Source organism: Novosphingobium resinovorum, assembly GCF_036352595.1.
Taxonomy (GTDB): domain Bacteria; phylum Pseudomonadota; class Alphaproteobacteria; order Sphingomonadales; family Sphingomonadaceae; genus Novosphingobium; species Novosphingobium resinovorum_B.
Genome location: NZ_JAZFAX010000006.1, coordinates 15252 through 35745, shown reverse-complemented (window position 1 = coordinate 35745; position 20494 = coordinate 15252). Strand labels below are relative to the sequence as shown.

The following is a 20494-nucleotide window of genomic DNA, read 5'->3' as shown; positions in this document are numbered from 1 at the left end:
CTTGTTATGTAACCCTGTAGGGGGCAGCCTAACTTACTGCTTCCAATCCCGCCATACGCTTGTGTGCAGCGCGGTAACGGTGGACCAGCCACTTGTTGAACTGGCCTTGCGCGCCTTCCTGCCACGAATAGCGGCCGCGCGGGGCGAAGCGCGAGCGCAGGCCCTTCTGCACCAGTTCGTCGACGTGGAAATCCTGCGCGATGATGTGTGCGGTGGCGCGCATGTTCATGTCGAGCTTGTGGTCGAACGTCGGGTCCTTCATCGCGCCCGGCGCGAACAGCAGGCCGGTGTCCATCTCCAGCGATTCCGGGCCGTCGGGCCGCAGGATCAGGTAGATCACCATGTCGCTCATCATGATGAGGCTGAGCGAGGGCGGGACGTTGGCGAAGGTCATCCGATTGCGCATTGCGTCCGACAGGCCCGGGAAGATCGGCAGCACCGCGCGCTGCGTGGCATTGAAGCTGGCGTCGGGGTGGAGCGTGCCGTTGAAGCGCAGGAACCCGGCGTCCTCGGGCTCGGAATGCGGGAACTCGGCCTTGCCGGACGGCACGAAGTCATGCAGCGGCCCGGCGTGGAGGCGGCTGGCGTGGTAACCGTCGTTGTTGTTCTCGAACATCACCTTCCAGTTCCACGGGAGCCTCGCGCCCTCCTCGGGCTTCGGGCCTTCGGCAGAGGCGAGGTCGTAGCCCGCGATCGCCTCGGCCACGCCGGTCAGGCGGGGGGCGAGGGGCGCGGCGTTCTCGTCGAAGTTGATGAAGACGAAGCCGTTCCAGATCTCGACCGCGAAGCGCGGCAGACTGTTCGCCTTGCGGTCGAAATTGCAGGTCTTGTTCATCGCCGGGGCCGCCACCAGCGTGCCGTCGAGCGAGTAGCTCCAGTGGTGGTAGGGGCACAGGAACCCGCGTGCGTTGCCGCTGCCTTCGGCCACCAGCATCGCGCGGTGCTGGCACACCGCCGACATCGCCCGCACTTCGCCCTGCAGGTTGCGCGAGACGATGATCGGCTCGTCGATGGTGCGGGTGGTGAAGTAATCGCCCGGCTTGGGAATCCAGTCCTCTCGCCCGACGCACTGCCACTCGGCGTAATAGAGCGCGTCCTTCTCGAATTCGTAGAAGGCTTCCGAGGTGTAGCACGAGGGCGGCAGCGTCACCGCGTCCTCGAGATTCACCGCCGAGGCGGAGAGGGATTCGATGAAGTCGTCCGTCATGGTTGGCGCGGGCATGGTGACCATCCTGAGTGCTGTTATGGGTACGCTAGGTGCCGTTGAGTGCCGTTAGGTGCATTTGGGCATGCGGCACCTGCGAAGGCAATATTGCATTTGCGAGAAAGCCTACTCGCGGGTGTAATCGTCTGGAATCTTGGGAGGATCTCCGGCCTTGCCCCAGAGCAGGATCTCGTTGCCCCAGGGATCGCGGAAACAGTGGTTGAGGCCGTTGAAGGTGCTCCAGAAGTGGCCCCGCCACAGCACCGTGGCGCCGCGCTCCTCGGCGGCCGAGAGGATGCGCTCGGGGGTGTCGTCGTCGCTGATGAGCACCCAGATGCGCGGTTTCCGGCCCTCCGTGGCGATTTCGCGCGGGGCGATGCCTTCGGCGTCGGGGTGCGGGCGGGCGTTGGCGGGGTCGAAGATGCCCATATGCAGGTTGCCGATCTGGCTGTCGGTGCCGTCGGGATTGGGGAACATGCCGCCCGGCACCATGCGGTGATAGACGCCCTCGGGCTTATGATCGTCGCGCCAGCCGAAGACTTCGGCGTAGAAGCGCCCGGCGGCCGCCGGATCGTCGGCGGGCAGATCGACGAAGATGAGCGTGTTGGGCATGGGTCTTGGCTTCCTTCTCGTGTGCTTCACGGTCTGCGCCAGATGCGCGCGCGGCTCTTGGCGGCAGGCGTCCGGTTTGTTGACGCGAGGTGGGCGGGCGCGTGGCTCGGGGGCTTCGACAAGCTCAGCCTGAGCGGAATTGGGAGGTTTCCTCCGAATTCACGCTCCCAGAGCGGAGTCGGGTGGCTTACCCCCAAGCCCGCTCACCCTGAGCTTGTCGAAGGGTCAGGCGCGGCCTCTCGCAGCCCCCGCAGTTCACCGCGCTGCCAACTACCAGTGCGCTGACGGCCAAGACCCTTTTCGTCCCCCGGAGGAGAGTGAAGCGGTCGATCCTCCACTCTACAAAGGACACTGCATGGCTTCGGTCACCACTCTGACATCGGCGAAGGCGGACACGCGGCCCTCGGCGATCTGGCATCTCAAGGCCACGCCGGAGACGATCCACTGGGGCTACTTCTCGCCCGAGGTGAAGCCGGCGCTCAGGATCAAGAGTGGCGATCTGGTGCAGGCCGAGGCGATCACGCACCACGCGGGCGACGCGCCCGAACTGATGTTCGACGAAGGCGTGGAGCGCATCTTCCGCGAGGTCGATCCCGCCAGCCGCGCGCCCGGCGTCCACATCATGACGGGGCCGATCTACATCGAGGATGCCGAGCCGGGCGACATGATCGAGGTGCGCTATCTGCAGATGACGCCGCGCAACAACTACGGCTCCAACCTCGCGGCGAACTGGGGGCATCTGTATGAGGAGTTCGGCAAGAAGGAGCGCGTGACGATCTACGAGCTGGACCCCAGCGCCAATACCGCCCACGCCCTTTATGCCTACGATTTCCCGGGCGAATACCTCGTCCCCGGCACCATCACCAACTGCCCGGTATGCGACCGGCACCCGGCGCTGCCCGGCATCACCATTCCGGCGCGCCCGCATCTGGGCACGGCGGGCGTGGCGCCGGCGGTGGACGCGCCGGTCTCCACCATCCCGCCGGGGCTGCATGGCGGCAACATCGACAACTGGCGCATCGGCGCGGGTTCGACGATGTTCTACAAGTGCCAGGTCAAGGGCGGCCTGTTCTCGATCGGCGACCCCCACGTCAGCCAGGGCGACGGCGAGATCAGCGGCACCGCGATCGAGGCTTCGCTCGACTGCCTGTTCCAGATCATCCTGCGCAAGGACTTTTCCTTCCCTTCGCCGCTGCTGGAAACGCCCGAGAACTGGATCGTCCACGGCTTCGGCGAGGATCTCGACCAGGCGATGAAGAACTGCTCGATGGACATGCTCCACCTGCTCCACGAACAGCAGGGGCTGAGCAAGGAGGACGCCTATTCGCTGATGAGCGTGGCGGCCGATTTCGGCGTGACGCAAGTGGTGGACGGCACGCTGGGCGTCCACGCGCGGATCGAGCGGCGCATCTTCCCGGGCAAGGGCACGGTGATCGACCCGACCTGAGGTTTACCGTTCGGAGCCGGGCCTTTGGTGTGCGGCTGGCCCACCCCCGGCCCCTCCCGCAAGCAGGAGGGGAGAAGAAACGAACAGCGCTCCCGCAAGCGGGAGGGCCGGGAGGCTTGGCAGCTTGCTGCCTAGCCCGCCGGGGTGGGCCGCAGTGTCACCGCCCCTTCATCACCCGGCCGATCGCCGAGCGCACGTCGCGTTCGCCGTAAGGCTTGGTCACCACCGGCACCCCCTTGAACTCGCTCGACTGCAGCGAGCGTTCGCCGTAGCCGCTGGCGAAGATGAACGGGATCGCCCGTGCCTCGAGCGCGCGGGCGACGTCCTCGCTGGTGTCCTTGCCCAGGTTCACGTCGAGCATCGCGAAGCTGACGTGGGCCCCCTCCAGCACGCCCAGCGCCGCGCCGACCGACCCGGCGATGCGGCAGTCGGTGAAGCCGAAGCCGCGCAGCACGTCTTCGGCCTCCATGGCGATGATGACGTTGTCCTCGACGATCAGCGCCGCGCCCGATGCCAGTTCCCCGGCGAAGTCGGCGGGCTGCGGCGGTTCGACCGCAGGCTCGCGCATGACCACGCCCGGCGTCTCGAAGCCGGAGATATGGTCGGATGGGATCAGGAACAGTGCGTGCAGCCCCTCAACCGGATAGATCACCGAAGCCGAGCCGCCCAGTTCGTGGGGAATCGTGCGCTCGATGATGGTGGAGCCGAAGCCGCGGCGGCTGGGCTCCTTGACCGGCGGGCCGCCTTCCTCGCGCCAGTCGATCTCCAGCGCACCCTCGTCGCTGCGGTTCAGCGTGACCGTGACCTGCCCGTGCGAGTCCGACAGGGCGCCGTACTTGCACGAATTGGTCATCAGCTCGTGGATCACCAGCGCCAGCGTGGTGAAGGCGCCCGGCGCGATCAGCGCGTCCGGCCCCTCGATCACCACGCGGTCGAGCGAGTGACTGGCATAGGCGTCGGTCTCGGTGCGGATGAGATCGTAGAGCGAGGAGGGCGACCAGTCCTTGCGCGTCACCTGATCGTGCGCGCGGGCGAGGGCGTGGATGCGGCTGCCGACGATCTCGGCGAAATCGTCGATCGTCGTCGCGCCTTCCTTGCTCTGCGCCACCAGTCCCCGGATCAGGTTGAGGATGTTGCGCACACGGTGGTTCAGCTCCGCGATCAGCATGTCCTGCTGCTGGCTGGCCTGCTCGCGCTCGGCATTGGCGGCGTCGGATAGGCGCAGTACGACTTCCAGCAGGGTGATGCGCAGGGCCTCGGCGGAAGAGACTTCCTCGTCGGTCCAGGGCCGCGAGTAGCCGCGCCGTTCCTCCTTCCAGATCTCGAAGCTCTTGCGCGGGGTCAGTCGGGCGCCGTTGGGGCCGAGTTCGATGGCCTTTTCGGGATTGCCAGCCCACTTCACCTCGCGCACCGCCTCGCCCCGGAACAGCACGATATAGTCGCGCGGGCGCCGGCTGACCGGCAGGGCGAGCAGGCCCGCCGCCTTGTCCGCCCATTCCGTCGCCGCCGGATAGACCGCACTGACGTTGTCCGAAGCCCAGACGGTGCTGGCGCCGGCGGTATTGAGGAACCGTGCGAGCGCGGCGAACTGGGTCTGGTCGGGCACCGAACCGTGGCCGACGAAGCGCCCGTCCACCCAGCCGACGACCCCGTCGAAGGGGATCACCTGGCGGATCGAGTCGGTGAAGTCGTCGAACGCTTCCAGCAGCGAGCCGCCACCAGCGACGCGGGCCATGATCTCGTCATGCAGGCGCATCGATTCGGCGCGCTTGGCGTTCGAGAAGTCGGTTTCCTTCTGTTCCAGCAGATAGGCGAAGAATTCTCCGAACAGCTCGCTGGCGGTGCGCACCGAGTAGGACAGGCGCAGCGGCGAATAGTGGTGGCAGGCCATCAGCCCCCACAGCTTGCCGCGCCGCATGATCGAGACCGACATCGACGCCTTCACGCCCATGTTGCGCAGATATTCGATGTGGATCGGCGAGACCGCGCGCAGGCCCGACATCGACAGGTCGAGCGGGTCGCCATTGGGGTTGGTGGCCGGCACGATCGGCACCGTCGGATCGTCGACGTCGCTGATGATGCGCAGCAGGTTGCGGGTGTAGAGCTTGCGGGCCTGCGCCGGAATGTCGGACGAGGGGAAGTGCTGGCCCTTGAAGCTATCGACCATGCCGTTGAGGCTCTCGGCGATGACCTCGCCGGCGCCGTCGCCCTCGAAGCGGTAGACCATCACCCGGTCGAAACCAGTCAGCCCGCGCAAGTGCCGCGCGGCGCTGGTGCAGAGCTGCTCGATCGACGGGGACTGGCGCAGCCGTTCGATCATCGGGCGCACGTAGGACACGAAGTCGCGGCGCTTGCCGCCTTCGTGCGGTTCGATCTCCAGCACGAAGGAGCGGCCCGAATTGTGCACGGCGACGTCGAAGGAGCGGCCGTCGCCGATCAGGTCCACCTCGAACATGCGCTCGACGGTGTTGGCGCTGCCCAGGATCTGCAGGCGCGTGCGGATGTCGTGCAGCGCTTCCTGCGAGAGGAACTCGGTGGCCGAAAGCCCGACGAGGTCGCGCGGGTCGCGGCCGAACAGTTCCTCGCAGTTGAGCGAGACGTGGTTGATGATCGAGTCGCTGGAGAACGACAGCAACCAGCCGAAGCTCTGGATGCGGCCGATGATGTGGATCGGCTCGAGATCGCAGGTGGAAAGATCGACCTGGTGCATCGCCTCAGCCATCGCTGCGCACCTGGACCCGCGCGCTGGCGGCGAAGGCCCGCGAGAACGTCTCGAACGCGGCGAGCGCGGCGGTGCGCGCGGCCAGGGCCTGCCCGGCGGAATAAGTTCCGGTGCGCAGGACGGGAACCAGCGCCTTCCAGGCATCGTGGCCGCGCCCGTCGCTCATGTAGGCGGAGCGGAACCCCTGCGCCTCGCCCCAGTAGCCCTTCTGGCGGATCATCGCGAGGCCGAGTCGCGAGCCGCAGATGACGTAGCTGGTGCCCGCGTCGGCCCCGTCGCCGTCCGCGCTCGGCTCCGCCCCCTCGATTTCGGGCAGCGCGCCGACGCCGAGCCGGTCGAGATCGCCGCGTAGCATCGCCGGATAGTCCGGGCAGTCGAGGCCGAGCCGGTCCTGCACGAAGCGGCTGAAGGTGCCGAACAGCGGGGCGAGGCCGATCGCGTGGGCGGCGAGAAACCGCGCGAGATCGCCGCGCTTGTCGAGGTCGAGCGAGCCGAACGACGCGTCGAGGCTTTCATGGGCCGGGCCCGTAGCCTCGCGCAGCGTGCTTAGCAGGTCAGGCATTACAGGCGATCCGAAGTCTGCTCGCATGGTTATCCGCTTAGATGCCCGCAGGCGATTGCAAGCGAGCCGGTCGGCGCGCCTGGCTCGGGCAACCCGTAGGCTCCGATAATGTTCCTGAGTAACACAATAACATGATCGAACCGCGCGGTCTGTTCACTTTTGATCGTTCGATGGGGAACCCGACGGGCGCTGTCGGGTTGTGGTTGCGGACGGCGCGCGACCATGGCCGTTGCGGCCAGGGACATGACATGAGCACCATTCCGCAGACCAGCCCCGTATCGACCGCAGCGATCGGCGCCAGCGACCTGCTGGCGGCACTGCGCCCCGAAGACCTCGCCCTCGTCGAGCCGCGGCTGGGCGAATGCCGGCTGCGGTCGGGAGAGATCGTCTACAACCCCGGCGACAGCATCGATTACTGCTATTTCCCGACCGGCGGCGCGATGTGCTCGTACTTCGTCGAGATGGAGGATGGCACCGCGGTGGAGACTATCCTGATCGGCCGCGAGGGCGCGCTGGGCGGGATCGTCAGCCATGGCTCGCTGCCCGCCTATGCCCGCGCCAACGTGCTCCACGACGGCACTTTCCTGCGCATCGCGACGCGTGACCTGGAGGCCGCGAAGGAGCGATCCCCCGCCGTCGCGCATCTCTTCGCGCGCTATGCCGACTGCGTGATGGCGCAAGTGTTCCAGTCGATCGCCTGCAATGCCGTCCACACCATCGAGCAGCGCGCCGCCAAGTGGCTTTCCGCCGCCGTCGACCGCATCGGCCGCAACGACGTGACGATGACGCAGGAACAGCTCGCCTCGATGATGGGCATCGGCCGCAGCTACGCCAGCCGCGTGCTCCAGCGCTTCAAGCGCGACGGCATGGTGCGCACCCGGCGCGGCGGCATCGAGGTGCTCGACCGCGAGGGCCTCAAGGCGCGGGCCTGCGCCTGCAACGACCAGGTCGAGGCCCACTTCCGCCGCGTGCTGGGCGACGTCTATCCCAAGGAGGGGTGAGCGTCGCGCGGTGCCGCCGTCACCGCGTGCTACCTGCCATTCAGGATCACCGGCGCGATCTGGCGGCTCGCCACTTCGCGCAGCACGAAGCTGGAACGGATGCGCCGGACGTGCGGCAGCACCGACAGCTCCTTGCGGTAGATCATGTCGTAATCCTCCAGCGACTGCACGTTGAGGATCATCAGGAAGTCGGTGTCGCCGGTGACGAAGGCGCAGAACTGCATCGACGGGCTGTCCAGCACCGCCTTCTCGAAGTCCTGCAGCACCGATTCCGCCTGGGAAACCAGTTCGATCGAGACCATCACCAGCGTTCCGTAGCCCAGCGAGCGGACGTTGAGGTTCGCCGAGTAATGAGTGATGTAGCCGGATTCCTCCAGGATCTTGCGGCGGCGGGCGACCGCGGTGCTCGACAGGTGGACCTTTTCCCCCAGCCAGACATCGGAGGCGCGCCCGTCCGAGACGAGCGCGCGCATCAGGCGAAGGTCGGTGTCGTCCAGCTCGTGCTGCGCGGGTTTCCCGCGCGCGGCATCGAGCCAGTGCAGTTTACCGGACTGCATGTCCATCTTGTTGGGCGCCCCTTTTCTTAATTTCGAAACCATAGTGCCGGAGTCCCGTTCGATTTCAAACAAAAGGGTATAGAGAGGGGTGTTATTCCGACAGAATGTTGTCGAACCAGCCGGTGTCGCCTCCGATAGGCATGCCGGCCGGGATCGGCGGGCGCGGACGGCTCTGCTTGCCGATCTCGGCTTCAAGGCGCTGCGGATCGCCCAGCAGACCCGCCATCGACACCTGCCACAGCGCGTCCTCCGATCCGCCCCGGGCCCCGGAGAAGCCGCGCGCGGTGTCCTTGAGGAAGCCATCGAGCAGGGCGGCGACGTCGGCCGGGGTATCGGCATCGCGCCGCGCCGAGGCGATCGCGAGCAGCGTGGTCTGCGCGATGCGGCGCGATACCGCATCGCCATGCGCGGCGATCACCGGCGCCAGCTTGCCCAGCAGCGTGCCGACGCCGGGCTGCGCGGCGTCGTAGCCGTGCTGGATGTGCAGGCGTGTCAGGCGCGAGGGGGCGAGCAGGCTGTCGAGCGTCATCTGCGCCGCGACCTGCGCCGCCACCAGCGGGTCGAACACCGCCGAGCCGGCGCCGCGCAGCACTTCGGGCGCGGCCTCTGCGTCGGTGCGCGCGCTGGTGCCGCTCGACAGCGCCATCGACAGGGCCGCGGGCACCGTCAGTTCGCGCGGGGAGAGCGTGCCGACAAGCGCGTCGATCGCCGCCAGCTGATCCGCCGCCGGGACCGGAGCGGGTGCCCCGCGCCCGTCGCCGACGACCGCGTATTCGTAGTTCACGCCGCCCACCAGCTTGCCGGTGGCGTCGATCGAATAGCGGTGGAACAGCCAGATCGGCACGAACTTGCGGCGCAGGTTCGCCAGCGGCTCGCCCGGCAACAGGACGCCCGGCCCGAAGGTGGAGAGCGCGATGCGGCGCACGTCCATGGTATGCGCGAGGTCGGCGGGGGTGTCCTGCCCCTCGGTCCACATGTTGACGCCCGGCACCGCCAGATCGGGCGCGCGGCCGTCTATGTCGGTGCCGTAGATGAGCCCGGCCTTGCGGATGGCATCGGCCTTGGCGGCGGCTTCGGCATCGCCGTCCACGCCGGGGGCCGGCTGGCCGTAGAGCCAGTCCACGGTGAACTTGTCCCACTTGCCAATGCCGCTGGCGTAGGCGTCGCCGAGGTCCAGCCTGCCGCCGACGATCCCGACCTTGGGCCCCGGATAGTCCATCACCGAGGCGCGGTCCTGCAGGCTGGCCTTGAAGTTGTGGACGAAGCCGATGGCGTGGCCCACCTCGTGCGCGCCGAGCTGGCTGATGCGGGCGAGCGCGGCGCGGACCGGATCGTTGGGACCGCCGGTATTGTTCTGCGCGGTGCCGACGAGGCCCTCGAAGATGGTGATGTCCTGCCGCACGCGCAGGGCGCCCAGCACGACCACGCCCTTGACGATCTCTCCGGTGCGCGGGTCGATCACCCCGCCGCCGTAGGACCAGCTGCGGTTCTGGCGGTCGGTCCAGTTGACCACGTTGTAGCGCACATCCTGCGGATCGACGCCCGGCGGCAGGATTTCCACCTTGAAGGCATCGACGAAGCCCGCCGCGTCGAAGGCATCGGCCCACCAGCGCACGCCGTCGGCCAGCGCGGTGCGGATCGGATCGGGCGCGGCGCTGTCGATGTAGAAGACGATCGGCTTCTTCACCGGCGAGCGCGCGGCCGAAGGGTCGGTCTTCTCCAGCCGGAAGCGGTTGGAATATTCGACCAGCATCGGCGTGCCCAGCGGCGTGCCGAAGTCATAGGCCTGCGTGGCATGGCTGCCCGATCGGATGTCGAACTTGCGCGGCACGAAGCCCGGTTCGGGCAGGGCGACCAGCGAGGAGTGGACGGTGAAGCTCACCGCGCGGCCGTCGGGGGCGAGGATGTCGAGTTCGCGGCCGGCGCTGTCGGCGGTGAAGGTCTGGATCGTCTCCAGTTCGACGTTCCTGGGGAAGACCTTGACCGAGGCGGGATCGAGCGCGGAGAGTTTCTCGGACAGCTTGTAGCCCTTGGCGCTTTCGCCGATCGCGCTCGCCAGGTCCATCGCGTCGGTCATCAGCAGCGGGGTGAGGTCCACGGTGACGCCGCCGCCGGTCTCGCTCGCCACGTCGAGCATGGCGACGGTGCTGAACGGGAAGCTGGCCTTCGCGCCGATCTTCACGCCCGGCTCGCCACTCGCGCGGTAGCGCGGGTTCTCGAACACGACCGCGACCTTGCCGCCCATGCGGCGGAAGGCGAGCACCTTGGTATCGCCCTGCATGCCCCGGTCGATGCGGATCGCGGCGGAACCGAGGCCGGTCTTGATCGCCTGCGTGAACAGGTAGCGACCGGAGACCCCGTCCGCATCAGGGGCGGGCAGGGTGAACAGCACCTTGCCCTTCGCGGCATCGACCTGCACCGGCAGCAGCGCGCCGTCGGGCGAGGAGGTCACCGCGACCGGGGCCGCCAGTGCGGGGGCGGCGGTCATCAGGCATGCGGCGATGGCGCAGCCGGTGGCAAGAACGGGTTTCATGCGGGCGATGCGGGACATCGTGAGAATGGCGGACATCGTGAAAAGGCTCCCCTTGGCGGGCGGCGGAAATAACGGACCCCCAGCATTTCGCCGCTGCAGCAAAGCCTAGCCGAAACCCGGCGCAGCTTCCCCGAACTTATCGGGCGCAGCAGCGGTATTGATGACGGAATCCTGCGCAAGAGCAGGAAATGGTGCCGTATTCGTGCGCAGGACATCCAGGGCTCGGGAAAGTCGGATAACCGAAGCGCGATGCTGCGATGCATTCCGCGAATCACCGACGCCGGGCGATCGGGAAAGTGCGTGGGTTTCCGGCTGCGCGCACCTTTCATGCGCCAACTCGGCAATTAGGGATGAAATCCATCATGGCGACCGGCAAATCGCCTGAACTTTCATGGGATCATTCGCACCCTTCCGGATAGTATCGAGAGCATCAGCCAGCAGTCCGGTTCGGGGGCAAAACCGAAATCAAAGCGGACGCTGACGGATGATGGGGCTATCGCAAAGTCGGCGCTAGCGGGGAATACGTGGGTCTTCAGCAGCATTTCGAGCTGCACCGCGAGGGCGGTGAGCGCATCCGTGCGCCTGGAGAACCGCATCTTCCCCATCCATCCGGGATGAGGGTGCCTGTGGCGAAAATGTTCTACGTCACAGGGAGTTTCCGCGATGCGCAATGCAGTTCACGCCTCGATGATGCGAGGCAGGATGGAAAGCTTTTCAGCGCGCTCGATCCGGGCCTTGCTGCTGGCGGGCGTGGCGGCGCCCCTCTTCGTTGCATGCCCGGCGATGGCCGCGGACGCAGCGGAGGCGCCGGCCAGCGCCGAGGCGGCCGCAGGATCGACCGGCGAGGAGCCGATGGGTGAAGTGATCGTCACCGGTTCGCGCATCGTGCGCGACGGCTACAATGCCCCGACCCCGGTGGCGGTGCTCGGCGAGGCGGACATCGCCGCACAGGCGCCCGCCAACATCTCCGACTTCGTCAACCAGATGCCCGCGATCGCCGGTTCGGGCACTTCGGGCACGGCTTCGGGCGGCCTGTCGAACGCGGCGGCGGGCATCAACTCGATCGGCCTGCGCGGCCTTGGCGTCGGGCGCACGCTGGTGCTGGTCGACGGCCAGCGCTCGGTCGCCTCCACCGTGGGCGGCACGGTCGACATCAACACGATCCCGCAGGATCTGGTGAAGCGGGTCGAGGTGGTCACCGGCGGCGCTTCGGCGGCCTATGGTTCGGACGCGGTCGGCGGTGTCGTCAACTTCATCCTCGACACCAAATACACCGGCGTGAAGATCGGCTCGGACGTCGGCATCTCGACGTACGGCGACGGGCTGAACTACCGCTTCTCGGGCACGGCGGGCTTTTCCGCCCTCGACGACAAGCTGCACTTCCTCACCAGCCTCTCGTACTTCGACCAGAAGAGCGTCGATACGATCGACCGCGACTGGAACGACAGCGGCTATTTCCAGATCACCAATCCCGACTACGTGGCCGGCAATGGCGAGCCCGAGCGCTACGTGGGCAGCGGCATCGGTCCCTCGACCTATACGGCGGGCGGCCTCATCACCAGCGGCGTGCTCAAGGGCACCTACTTCCTGGGTGAAGGCCAGACCGGCCAGCTCAACTACGGCGACGTCTCCGGTTCATGGATGGTCGGCGGGGACACCGACACGACGCTCGCGGGCCACGTCGGCACCAACTCGCTGATCCCGCGCGACCAGCGCATCAGCGCGTTCCAGCGCGTGAGCTACGAGCTGGACAACGGGATCGAGATCTTCGGGCAGTTCTCCTACAACCGCTCGTTCAGCCGCAGCTACTACCAGCAGACGCCAAGCACCGGCGTCACGATCAAGGCGGACAATGCCTATCTGCTCAGCCAGTATCCCGACGTGGCGGCCAAGATGCAGGCCCAGGCGCTGGAATCGATCACCATCGGCACGTCCAACGCCGGCTTCCCGGTGCCGGGCAGCAAGATCACCCGGCAGGTGTTCCGCGCGGTGGGCGGGGCGAAGGGCGACTTCGAGATGTTCGACCGTTCGATGCACTGGAACGCCTATTACCAGAAGGGCGTGACCAAGGCGCGCGAACAGCTGATCAACACCTGGAACACCGCGCGCATGGCGCTGGCGCAGGACGCGGTCTATGGGGCGGACGGCTCGATCGTGTGCCGTTCCACCCTGACCGACCCCGACAACGGCTGCGTGCCGATCGACCGCCTGGGCACCGACGGCCCCTCGCAGGAAGCGCTCGACTACATCTACGGCGACCAGCCGCTGCGCCGCCAGACGATCAAGCAGGACGTTGCCGCCGCCACCATCTCGGGCGAGGCATTCGCCCTGCCGGCGGGCAACATCGCCTTCGCCACCGGCGTGGAATGGCGGCGCGAGCAGATCGACGGCAGCGTCGATTCGCAGTACAATTCCGGCTGGCTCTACGGCAACTACCGCGTCAACCAGGGCAAGTACGATGTCGCCGAGGGCTTCCTCGAACTCGATATCCCGGTGCTCGACGGCTTCGACGTCAACGCCGCGGGCCGCGCCACGCACTACTCGACCTCGGGCTGGGTCGGCACCTGGAAGCTGGGCGCGACCTGGCAGGCGATGGACGCGATCCGCCTGCGCGGCAACATCAGCCATGATATCCGCGCGCCCAACCTGGAGGAACTCTACGCGGCGGGTACCGCGCGCACCAACTCGGTCATCATCCCCGCCGATGCCGACGCGCCGGTGACCGGATCGCAGCAGTTCATCCAGAACCAGTTCGGCAATTCCTCGCTCAAGCCCGAAGTGGCCGATGGCTGGACCGCCGGCGTGGTGCTGACGCCTTCGTTCCTGCCCGGCTTCACGGTCTCGTTCGACTACTATGCGATCAAGATCGATGACGCGATCGGCACGCTCACCGCGCAGCAGACCGTCGATCTTTGCTATGAGCAGGCGGTCACGTCCTATTGCTCGAACATCCACTACGATTCGAGCGGTGCGCTCAGCACGATCGACCTGACGCCGATGAACTTCGCCTCGCAGAAGACCAAGGGCTTCGACATCGAGGCGAGCTATACCCGTGAGGTCGGCCCGGGCACGCTGCGCCTCCATGCGCAGACCACGCATTACATCGAGAACATCATCGACGACGGCGTCAGCTACCCGATCGACTATGCCGGCGTGCTGACCAGCGGCACGTACGCGACGCCCGACTGGGTGTACCGTGTCAGCGCCTTCTACGATGTCGGGCCGATGACCTTCAACCTGGTGGCGCGCGGCTTCACCGACGGCGTCTACGGCAACGACTGGGTGGAATGCACCAGCAACTGCCCGGCGAGCACGCCGCAGTACCGCACGATCAACGACAACGACATCAAGGGCGCGATGTACCTGGATGCCTCGGTCGGCTTCAAGTTCCCGACTTTCGGGCGCAACGGCAGCCTGACGTTCATCGTCAACAACCTGCTCAACAAGGATCCGGTGCTGGTCGGCAACGGCCCCGACGGCAACAACGTACCCGCCTACGCCCAGACCAACCGCAGCCGCTACGACGTGGTCGGCCGCACCTTCCGCCTGTCGTTCAAGGCGGAACTCTGAAAGACTGCAACAGGAGCACCGGATAATGAACACCTTCAAGCGCGCCGCGATCGCCGCGGCCCTCGCCTCTGCCGCGCAGCTTTCGCCGATCGCCATCGCTCCCGCCCATGCCGCCGCCCCGCAGGCGCTCAAGGACGAGGTCGCGAAGGAAGTCGAGGCGCAGCGCAAGCAGATCCAGGTCATGGTCGACCAGATCTTCAGCTTCGCCGAACCCGGCTTTCAGGAAGTGAAGACCAGCGAATACCTGACCGGCATCCTCGAAAAGAACGGCTTCACGGTGACGCGCGGGGTGGCGGGCATCCCCACCGCCTTCACCGCCACCTGGGGCAAGGGCGGCCCGAAGATCGCGCTGGGCAGCGATATCGACGACGTGCTCGGCGTCTCGCAGACCCCCGGCCTGCCGTACCTCAAGCCCATCGTCGAAGGCGCGCCGGGGCATGGCGAGGGTCATAACTCGGGCATGCCGCTGATGGTCGCCGCGGCCATCGCGGTGAAGAAGGTGATGACGAAGCACGGCCTCGAAGGCCGCCTGATGCTGTGGCCGGGCGTCGCCGAGGAGCTGCTGGCGACCAAGGCCTATTACGTGCGTGCCGGGCTGTTCAAGGACGTGGACGCCTCGATCTTCACCCACGTCAGCTCCGACTTCTCGACCGGCTACGGCGAGATGGGGAACAACGGCATGGTCTCGGTCGAATACAGCTTCAAGGGCAAGACCGCGCACTCGGCGGGCATGCCGTGGGAGGGCCGCAGCGCGCTCGACGCGGTGGAGATCATGGACGTCGCGTGGAATTTCCGGCGCGAACACCTGCCGCTGACGCAGCGTTCGCACATGATCATCACCAACGGCGGCGGGCAGCCCAACGTGGTGCCGGACAAGGCCAGCATCTGGTACTTCTTCCGCGAGCGGACTTTCGCCGACATCCGCAAGCTCTACGAGACCGGCAACGACATCGCCAAGGCCGCCGCGCTCGCCACCGGCACTACGGTGAGCCAGCAGACGCTGGGCTATGCCGCACCCAACTTCGGCAACAAGCCGCTGGCCGAAGCCGCCTATGCCAACATCAAGGCGGTCGGCATGCCGCAGTGGAGCGCCGACGATCAGGCCTTCGCCAAGGCCGCGCAGACCTTCAACGACCGCAAGATCGAGCCGCTGAAGTCGGAAGTCTCCGAACTCTCGACGCCGGAGAACCGCAAGCCCTCCACCGGCGGCGGCTCGGACGATATCGGCGACATCATGTGGGCGGTGCCGACGATCACCATCCGCTTCCCCTCGAACATCCCCAACATGATCGGCCACAATTCCACTTCGGCTTTCGCCATGGCCACCCCGATCGCGCACAAGGGCGTCGAGGCGGGCGCCAAGGCGGTGGCGATGACGGTGCTCGATATCCTGACGACGCCGCAGCTGGTCACCGACGCCAAGACCTATTTCACCGACGTGCAGCTTAAGACCGATACCTATGCGCCGGTGCTGACCGACAAGGACGTGCCCGCGATCTGGCTGAACGAGCGCAACATGCAACTCTACCGGCCGATGATGGAGAAATACTACTACAACCCGGCCAAGTATCCGACCTATCTCGACCAGCTGGGCGTCAAGTACCCCACCCTGACGAAGCCGGCGGAGTGATCGGGATGCGCAGCAACACACATTCCTCTGCCTCCCCCACCCCCGTCATTGCGAGCGGCGAAGCCGCGCGGCAATCCAGGGCGGAGCCGCGCCGCTCTGGATTGCTTCGCTACGCTCGCAATGACGAACGAGGGGGAGACGAGCAAGGCGCGGATAAGCGCGGGGCAAGCGTGCGCAGGTACGGTCTGCGTCCCCTGATCGCCGCCGCGCTGGCTGCGGCCTCGTTCATCCCCGGCGCCGCGCAGGCGGCCGCCGACCCCGCGCTCAAGCAGGAAGTCGCCGCCGCCGTCGAGGCGCAGCGCAAGCAGATCCAGGTCATGGTGGACGAGATCTACTCGTTCGCCGAACCCGGCTTTCAGGAGGTGAAGACCAGCGAGTACCTCGCCGGTATCCTCGAGAAGAACGGCTTCACCATCGTGCGCGGCGTGGCCGGTGTCCCCACCGCGTTCACCGCAACATGGGGCACCGGCGGCCCCAAGATCGCGCTGGGCAGCGACATCGATGGCCTGCTCGGCGTCTCGCAGGTGCCCGGCGTGGCGGACGTCAAGCCGCTCACCGAAGGCGCGCCGGGACATGGCGAGGGCCATAACTCGGGCATGCCGCTGATGGTCGCCGCCGCGCTTGCCGCCAAGCAGGTGATGACGAAGCACGGGCTGCAGGGCCGCCTGATGCTGTGGCCCGGCGTCGCCGAGGAACTGCTGGCGACCAAGGCGTACTATGTGCGCGCGGGAATGTTCAAGGACGTCGATGCCTCGATCTTCGCGCACGTCAACACCGGCTTCGGCACCGGCTGGGGCGACCTCGGCCTGACCGGCATGATCTCGGTGGAATACGAGTGGAAGGGCAAGACCGCCCACTCCGCAGGCATGCCGTGGGAGGGCCGCAGCGCGCTCGACGGCGTGGAACTGATGGACGTCATGTGGAACTTCCGGCGCGAGCACCTGCCGCTGACGCAGCGTTCGCACGACGTCATCACCAACGGCGGCGGCCAGCCCAACGTGGTGCCGGACAAGGCCAGCAGCTGGTACTACTTCCGCGACAAGGACTTCGCCTCGCTGCGCAACCTCTACGACGTTGGTAACCAGATCTCCGAGGCCTCGGCGCTGGCCACGGGCACCACGGTCAGCCGCAAGGTGCTGGGCTTCGCCGCGCCGAACTACGGCAACAAGCCGCTGGCCGAGGCGCTCTACGCCAATATCGAGACGGTGGGCGTGCCGCAGTGGTCCGCCGCCGATCAGGCGTTCGCGAAGGCGGTGCAGGTGAAGAACCACCTCAAGGTGGAGGCGCTGCCGACGAAGGTGGCGCCGCTCTCCACCCCCGAACTGCGCGGTGGCGGCAGCTTTGGCGGCTCGGACGACATCGGCGACGTGATGTGGACGGTGCCGACGGTCACCATCGGCTATCCGGCGAACATTCCGAACGTGATCTTCCACCACGCCACCGCCGCGATGGCGATGGCCACGCCGATCGCGCACAAGGGCACCGTCGTCGGCGCCAAGGCGGTGGCGATGACGATCCTCGATCTCGTCACCACGCCGCAGATCATCACCGAGGCCAAGACCTGGATGAAGGACGTCCAGCTCAAGGACCAGAAGTACGATCCCCTGATCGCCGCCACCGACATGCCCGCGATCGACCGCAATGCGCGCACGATGGCGCAGATCCGCCCGGCGATGCAGCCCAGCTACTACGATCCGAAGAAGTACGATTCCTACCTCCAGCAACTGGGCATCGATTACGAGGCTTCGGGTCGCGAAACCTCCGGCGCGGGCAGCTAGCCCCCCAGCGCGCCAACCGGCCGGGGTGCGAACACCCTGACAAGAGCCAACTGCCCCGGCCGGTTCTTTTCCTTGAGACATCCTCCCTCCCACGAAGGGACCATGCAGATGGCACGCATCATCGTCATCGGCGCCGGCATCACCGGCGTCACGGCCGCCTACGCCCTGCTTTCGCGCGGGCACGAGGTCACCCTGGTCGAGCGGCACCGCTACCCGGCGATGGAGACATCCTTCGCCAATGGCGGCCAGCTTTCGGCCAGCAATGCCGAAGTGTGGAACTCGATGGCGACGATCGCCAAGGGCCTGCGCTGGCTGCTGCGCCCCGACGCGCCGCTGCTGTTCAATCCGCGTCCCTCGCTGCACAAGTATTCGTGGATGGCGCAGTTCGTCGGCGCCATCGGCCGGCACCACGCCAACACCGTGGAGACCACCCGCCTCGCCATCGCCGCGCGCCGCCACCTGTTCGACATCGCGGAGCGCGAGGGCATAGACTTCGACCTCTCGCGCTGCGGGATCCTCCATTTCTATCGCAACGCCGAGACTTTCGAGGCGGCCCGGCGCGGCAACGCGCTGCTGGTCGAGGGCGGGCTGGAGCGCGAGGAAGTCTCCCCCGCCGAGATCGCCCGCATCGAACCGACCCTCAGGGGCGATTTCTGCGGCGGGTTCTTCACGCCGTCCGATTCCACGGGCGACATTCACAAGTTCACCACCGGCCTCGCCCGCGCCTGCGCCCGCCTCGGCGCGCGGTTCGTGCTGGGCGGCGAGGTGGACGGCATAGCGCTTCGGCCCGACGGTGTGTCGGTCCGGCTGCAGGCGGCGGGCGGCCTTGGGGAAGGATCCGATACCGGCCGCCTGCAGGACTTTTCGACCGATGATCTCGGTGCCGAAACGGTCGTCGAGGGGGACATGGTGATGGTCTGCGCCGGGGTCGCCAGCCGCGCGCTGGCGGCGAAGCTGGGCGACCGGGTCAACATCTATCCGGTCAAGGGCTACTCGATCACCGTCATGCTGAACGATGACGAGAGCCGCGCCGCCGCGCCCGAGGTCAGCCTGCTCGACGAGGACGCCAAGATCGTCACCAGCCGCCTCGGCGCCGATCGCTTCCGGGTGGCGGGCACGGCGGAGTTCAACGGCTTCAACCGCGACATCCGCGCCGATCGCATCCGCCCGCTGGTGGACTGGAGCGAGCGGCATTTCCCCGGCATGTGCACGCGCCAGGTGGTGCCGTGGGCGGGCCTCAGGCCGATGACGCCGACGATGATGCCCTTCGTCGGCCGGGGGCGGCATCCGCGGGTGTTCTACAACACCGGCCACGGCCACCTCGGCTGGACGCTCTCGGCGATCACCGCGGAACTGGTGTGCGAGGCGGTGGCGCTGGCGGGCGAGGGGGAGCTGCGGCTGCGGGCGTGAGAGCGGGTCTTACGCCGCCAGCGGCAGCACCTGCGATGCGCGGACCAGATCGGGCACCGAGCGCAGCTCCATCTTGCGCATCAGGCTGGAGCGGTGGAGCTTCACGGTGATCTCGCTGATCGCCAGTTCCCAGGCGATCTGCTTGTTCATCAGCCCGCGCACGACGCCCTCCATCACCTGCCGTTCACGCGGGGTCAGGGTGTCGAAACGCTGGGCGACGGCGCGGTGGCGACGGGCGACCGAGCGGCGCTCGGCGTCGATTTCCAGCGCGTGCTCGACGGCGCCCAGCAGGTCGCCTTCGTCGTAGGGGCGGGGCAGGAAGTCCACCGCGCCGGCCTTGATCGCGCGGACCGAGAGCGGCACGTCGGCGTCGTCGGTGACGAAGATGACGGGGATCGGCTCGCCTCGGCTCTTGAGGTGCTCGATCAGTTCCAGGCCATCGATGGTGGGCATGCGCACGTCCGCGACGATGCAGCACGGCGCCTCGGGCAGGGCCGCGTCGAGCAGCGCGCCGGCCCAGGCGAAAGTCTCGGCGACATAGCCTTCGTCGCGCAGCAGGGTGCGCAGCTGTGAGCGGGCCTCGCCGTCGGTATCGACGATCAGAACCTTGCCGGGCCCCGCGTGGTCGTCGGTGGGATTGCGCATCGGCTCGCTGGTGGGATGGGTCATTGCATTACTCCTGCTGGCGCCGCCAGAAATGATCCAAAGTGAACACATCCGGCAATCCCCTCTTTCGGGGGGCTATCCTCGGCAGGGGCGGCGGGGCTACACGCAGCCTATGGAAGACAGCGATTTTCAGGCCCCCATCCGCATCGCCGTGGTCGACGACCACCCGCTGCTGCGCGACGGCATCATCGCCGTCTTCGCGACCCAGCCCGACCTGGAACTGATCGCGGTGGGTGAGGACGGCGAGGCGGCGGTCCGCATCTATCGCGATGAGCGTCCCGATATCCTGCTGCTCGACCTGCAGATGCCCAATGTCGACGGGGTGGAGGCGATGACCCGCATCCTCGCCGAATTTCCCGAGGCGCGCATCCTGGTGCTCACGACCTATTCGGGCGATGGCCGCGCCACGCAGGCGATCAAGGCGGGAGCTTCCGGCTACCTGCTCAAGAACAGCCTGAGGACCGAACTGCTCGATGCGATCCGCTCGGTCCATCGGGGCGGCACGCACTTCGATCGCCAGGTGTTCGGCGCCGCCGACCGCGAGGCCAAGCGCCTGACCGCGCGCGAGAGCGACGTGCTGGAACTGGCGGCGGCGGGCAATTCCAACAAGCAGATTGCGGCGCGGCTGTCACTGTCCGAGGACACGGTGAAAGGCTATATGAAGGCGATCTTCGCGCGGCTCGGCGCGATGGACCGCACGCATGCGGTGGCGATCGCCGTGCGTAACGGCTTGATCGAGCTTTAGATTCTCCCCCTCGTCATTGCGAGCGTAGCGAAGCAATCCAGGGCTGTGCAAGCCGCT

General features: G+C 67.1%; 14 protein-coding genes. 7 read left to right on the top strand and 7 right to left on the bottom strand.

Features of this window, described 5'->3' with window-relative positions; genetic code table 11:
• Positions 1-28: 28 nt before the first annotated feature.
• Positions 29-1222, bottom strand: a complete 1194-nt coding sequence (locus V2S85_RS07795) for an aromatic ring-hydroxylating oxygenase subunit alpha (protein ID WP_330702296.1) — start codon at positions 1220-1222, stop codon at positions 29-31.
• Between the two features lie 108 nt (positions 1223-1330).
• Positions 1331-1816: a VOC family protein gene (locus tag V2S85_RS07790; protein WP_330702295.1), complete on the bottom strand. Its 486-nt coding sequence runs from the start codon at positions 1814-1816 to the stop codon at positions 1331-1333.
• 355 nt (positions 1817-2171) lie between these two features.
• Between V2S85_RS07790 and V2S85_RS07785 the strand changes: the two genes are divergently transcribed.
• Positions 2172-3263 carry an acetamidase/formamidase family protein gene (locus V2S85_RS07785; protein ID WP_330702294.1) on the top strand — a complete coding sequence of 364 codons (1092 nt, stop codon included), beginning with the start codon at positions 2172-2174 and terminating at the stop codon, positions 3261-3263.
• A 157-nt stretch (positions 3264-3420) separates the two neighbouring features.
• Here V2S85_RS07785 and V2S85_RS07780 read toward each other — a convergent pair whose 3' ends face one another.
• Together V2S85_RS07780 and V2S85_RS07775 are read right to left on the bottom strand one after the other, a co-directional pair.
• The gene (locus V2S85_RS07780; protein WP_330702293.1) at positions 3421-5985 is read right to left on the bottom strand and encodes an HWE histidine kinase domain-containing protein; all 2565 of its coding nucleotides are present in this window, start codon (positions 5983-5985) and stop codon (positions 3421-3423) included.
• A complete protein-coding gene (locus tag V2S85_RS07775) occupies positions 5978-6547 on the bottom strand; it encodes a biliverdin-producing heme oxygenase (protein ID WP_330702292.1) in 570 nt (189 codons plus the stop codon). The genes V2S85_RS07780 and V2S85_RS07775 overlap by 8 nt, the downstream gene beginning before the upstream one ends.
• A 248-nt stretch (positions 6548-6795) precedes the next feature.
• Here V2S85_RS07775 and V2S85_RS07770 point away from each other — a divergent pair, with 248 nt between their 5' ends.
• Positions 6796-7548 (top strand): Crp/Fnr family transcriptional regulator, encoded by a 753-nt coding sequence (locus tag V2S85_RS07770; RefSeq protein ID WP_330702291.1) that lies wholly within the window; start codon positions 6796-6798, stop codon positions 7546-7548.
• A gap of 29 nt (positions 7549-7577) precedes the next feature.
• Here V2S85_RS07770 and V2S85_RS07765 read toward each other — a convergent pair whose 3' ends face one another.
• On the bottom strand, positions 7578-8147 hold the full coding sequence (locus tag V2S85_RS07765) for an Lrp/AsnC family transcriptional regulator (protein ID WP_419198172.1): 570 nt from the start codon (positions 8145-8147) through the stop codon (positions 7578-7580).
• A 49-nt stretch (positions 8148-8196) separates the two neighbouring features.
• Entirely contained in the window at positions 8197-10674 is a 2478-nt protein-coding gene (locus tag V2S85_RS07760; RefSeq protein ID WP_330702289.1) for a zinc-dependent metalloprotease, read from the bottom strand.
• A gap of 627 nt (positions 10675-11301) precedes the next feature.
• On the opposite strand from V2S85_RS07760, the gene V2S85_RS07755 reads away from it, so the two are divergent.
• The 4 genes from V2S85_RS07755 to V2S85_RS07740 all read left to right on the top strand — a co-directional run bounded on the left by V2S85_RS07755 (position 11302) and on the right by V2S85_RS07740 (position 19026).
• Positions 11302-14208, top strand: coding sequence for a TonB-dependent receptor plug domain-containing protein (locus V2S85_RS07755; protein ID WP_330702288.1), 2907 nt, complete (start codon positions 11302-11304; stop codon positions 14206-14208).
• A 25-nt stretch (positions 14209-14233) separates the two neighbouring features.
• Positions 14234-15838 (top strand): amidohydrolase, encoded by a 1605-nt coding sequence (locus tag V2S85_RS07750; protein ID WP_330702287.1) that lies wholly within the window; start codon positions 14234-14236, stop codon positions 15836-15838.
• A gap of 170 nt (positions 15839-16008) precedes the next feature.
• A complete protein-coding gene (locus V2S85_RS07745) occupies positions 16009-17616 on the top strand; it encodes a peptidase dimerization domain-containing protein (protein ID WP_419198171.1) in 1608 nt (535 codons plus the stop codon).
• Between the two features lie 108 nt (positions 17617-17724).
• On the top strand, positions 17725-19026 hold the full coding sequence (locus V2S85_RS07740) for a D-amino acid dehydrogenase (RefSeq protein ID WP_330702286.1): 1302 nt from the start codon (positions 17725-17727) through the stop codon (positions 19024-19026).
• Positions 19027-19035: 9 nt separating this feature from the next.
• Here the strand turns inward: V2S85_RS07740 and V2S85_RS07735 are convergent, their stop codons facing one another.
• Entirely contained in the window at positions 19036-19695 is a 660-nt protein-coding gene (locus V2S85_RS07735; RefSeq protein WP_330702285.1) for a response regulator transcription factor, read from the bottom strand.
• A 109-nt stretch (positions 19696-19804) separates the two neighbouring features.
• Between V2S85_RS07735 and V2S85_RS07730 the strand changes: the two genes are divergently transcribed.
• Entirely contained in the window at positions 19805-20437 is a 633-nt protein-coding gene (locus V2S85_RS07730; protein ID WP_330702284.1) for a response regulator transcription factor, read from the top strand.
• The last annotated feature ends 57 nt before the right edge of the window (positions 20438-20494 follow it).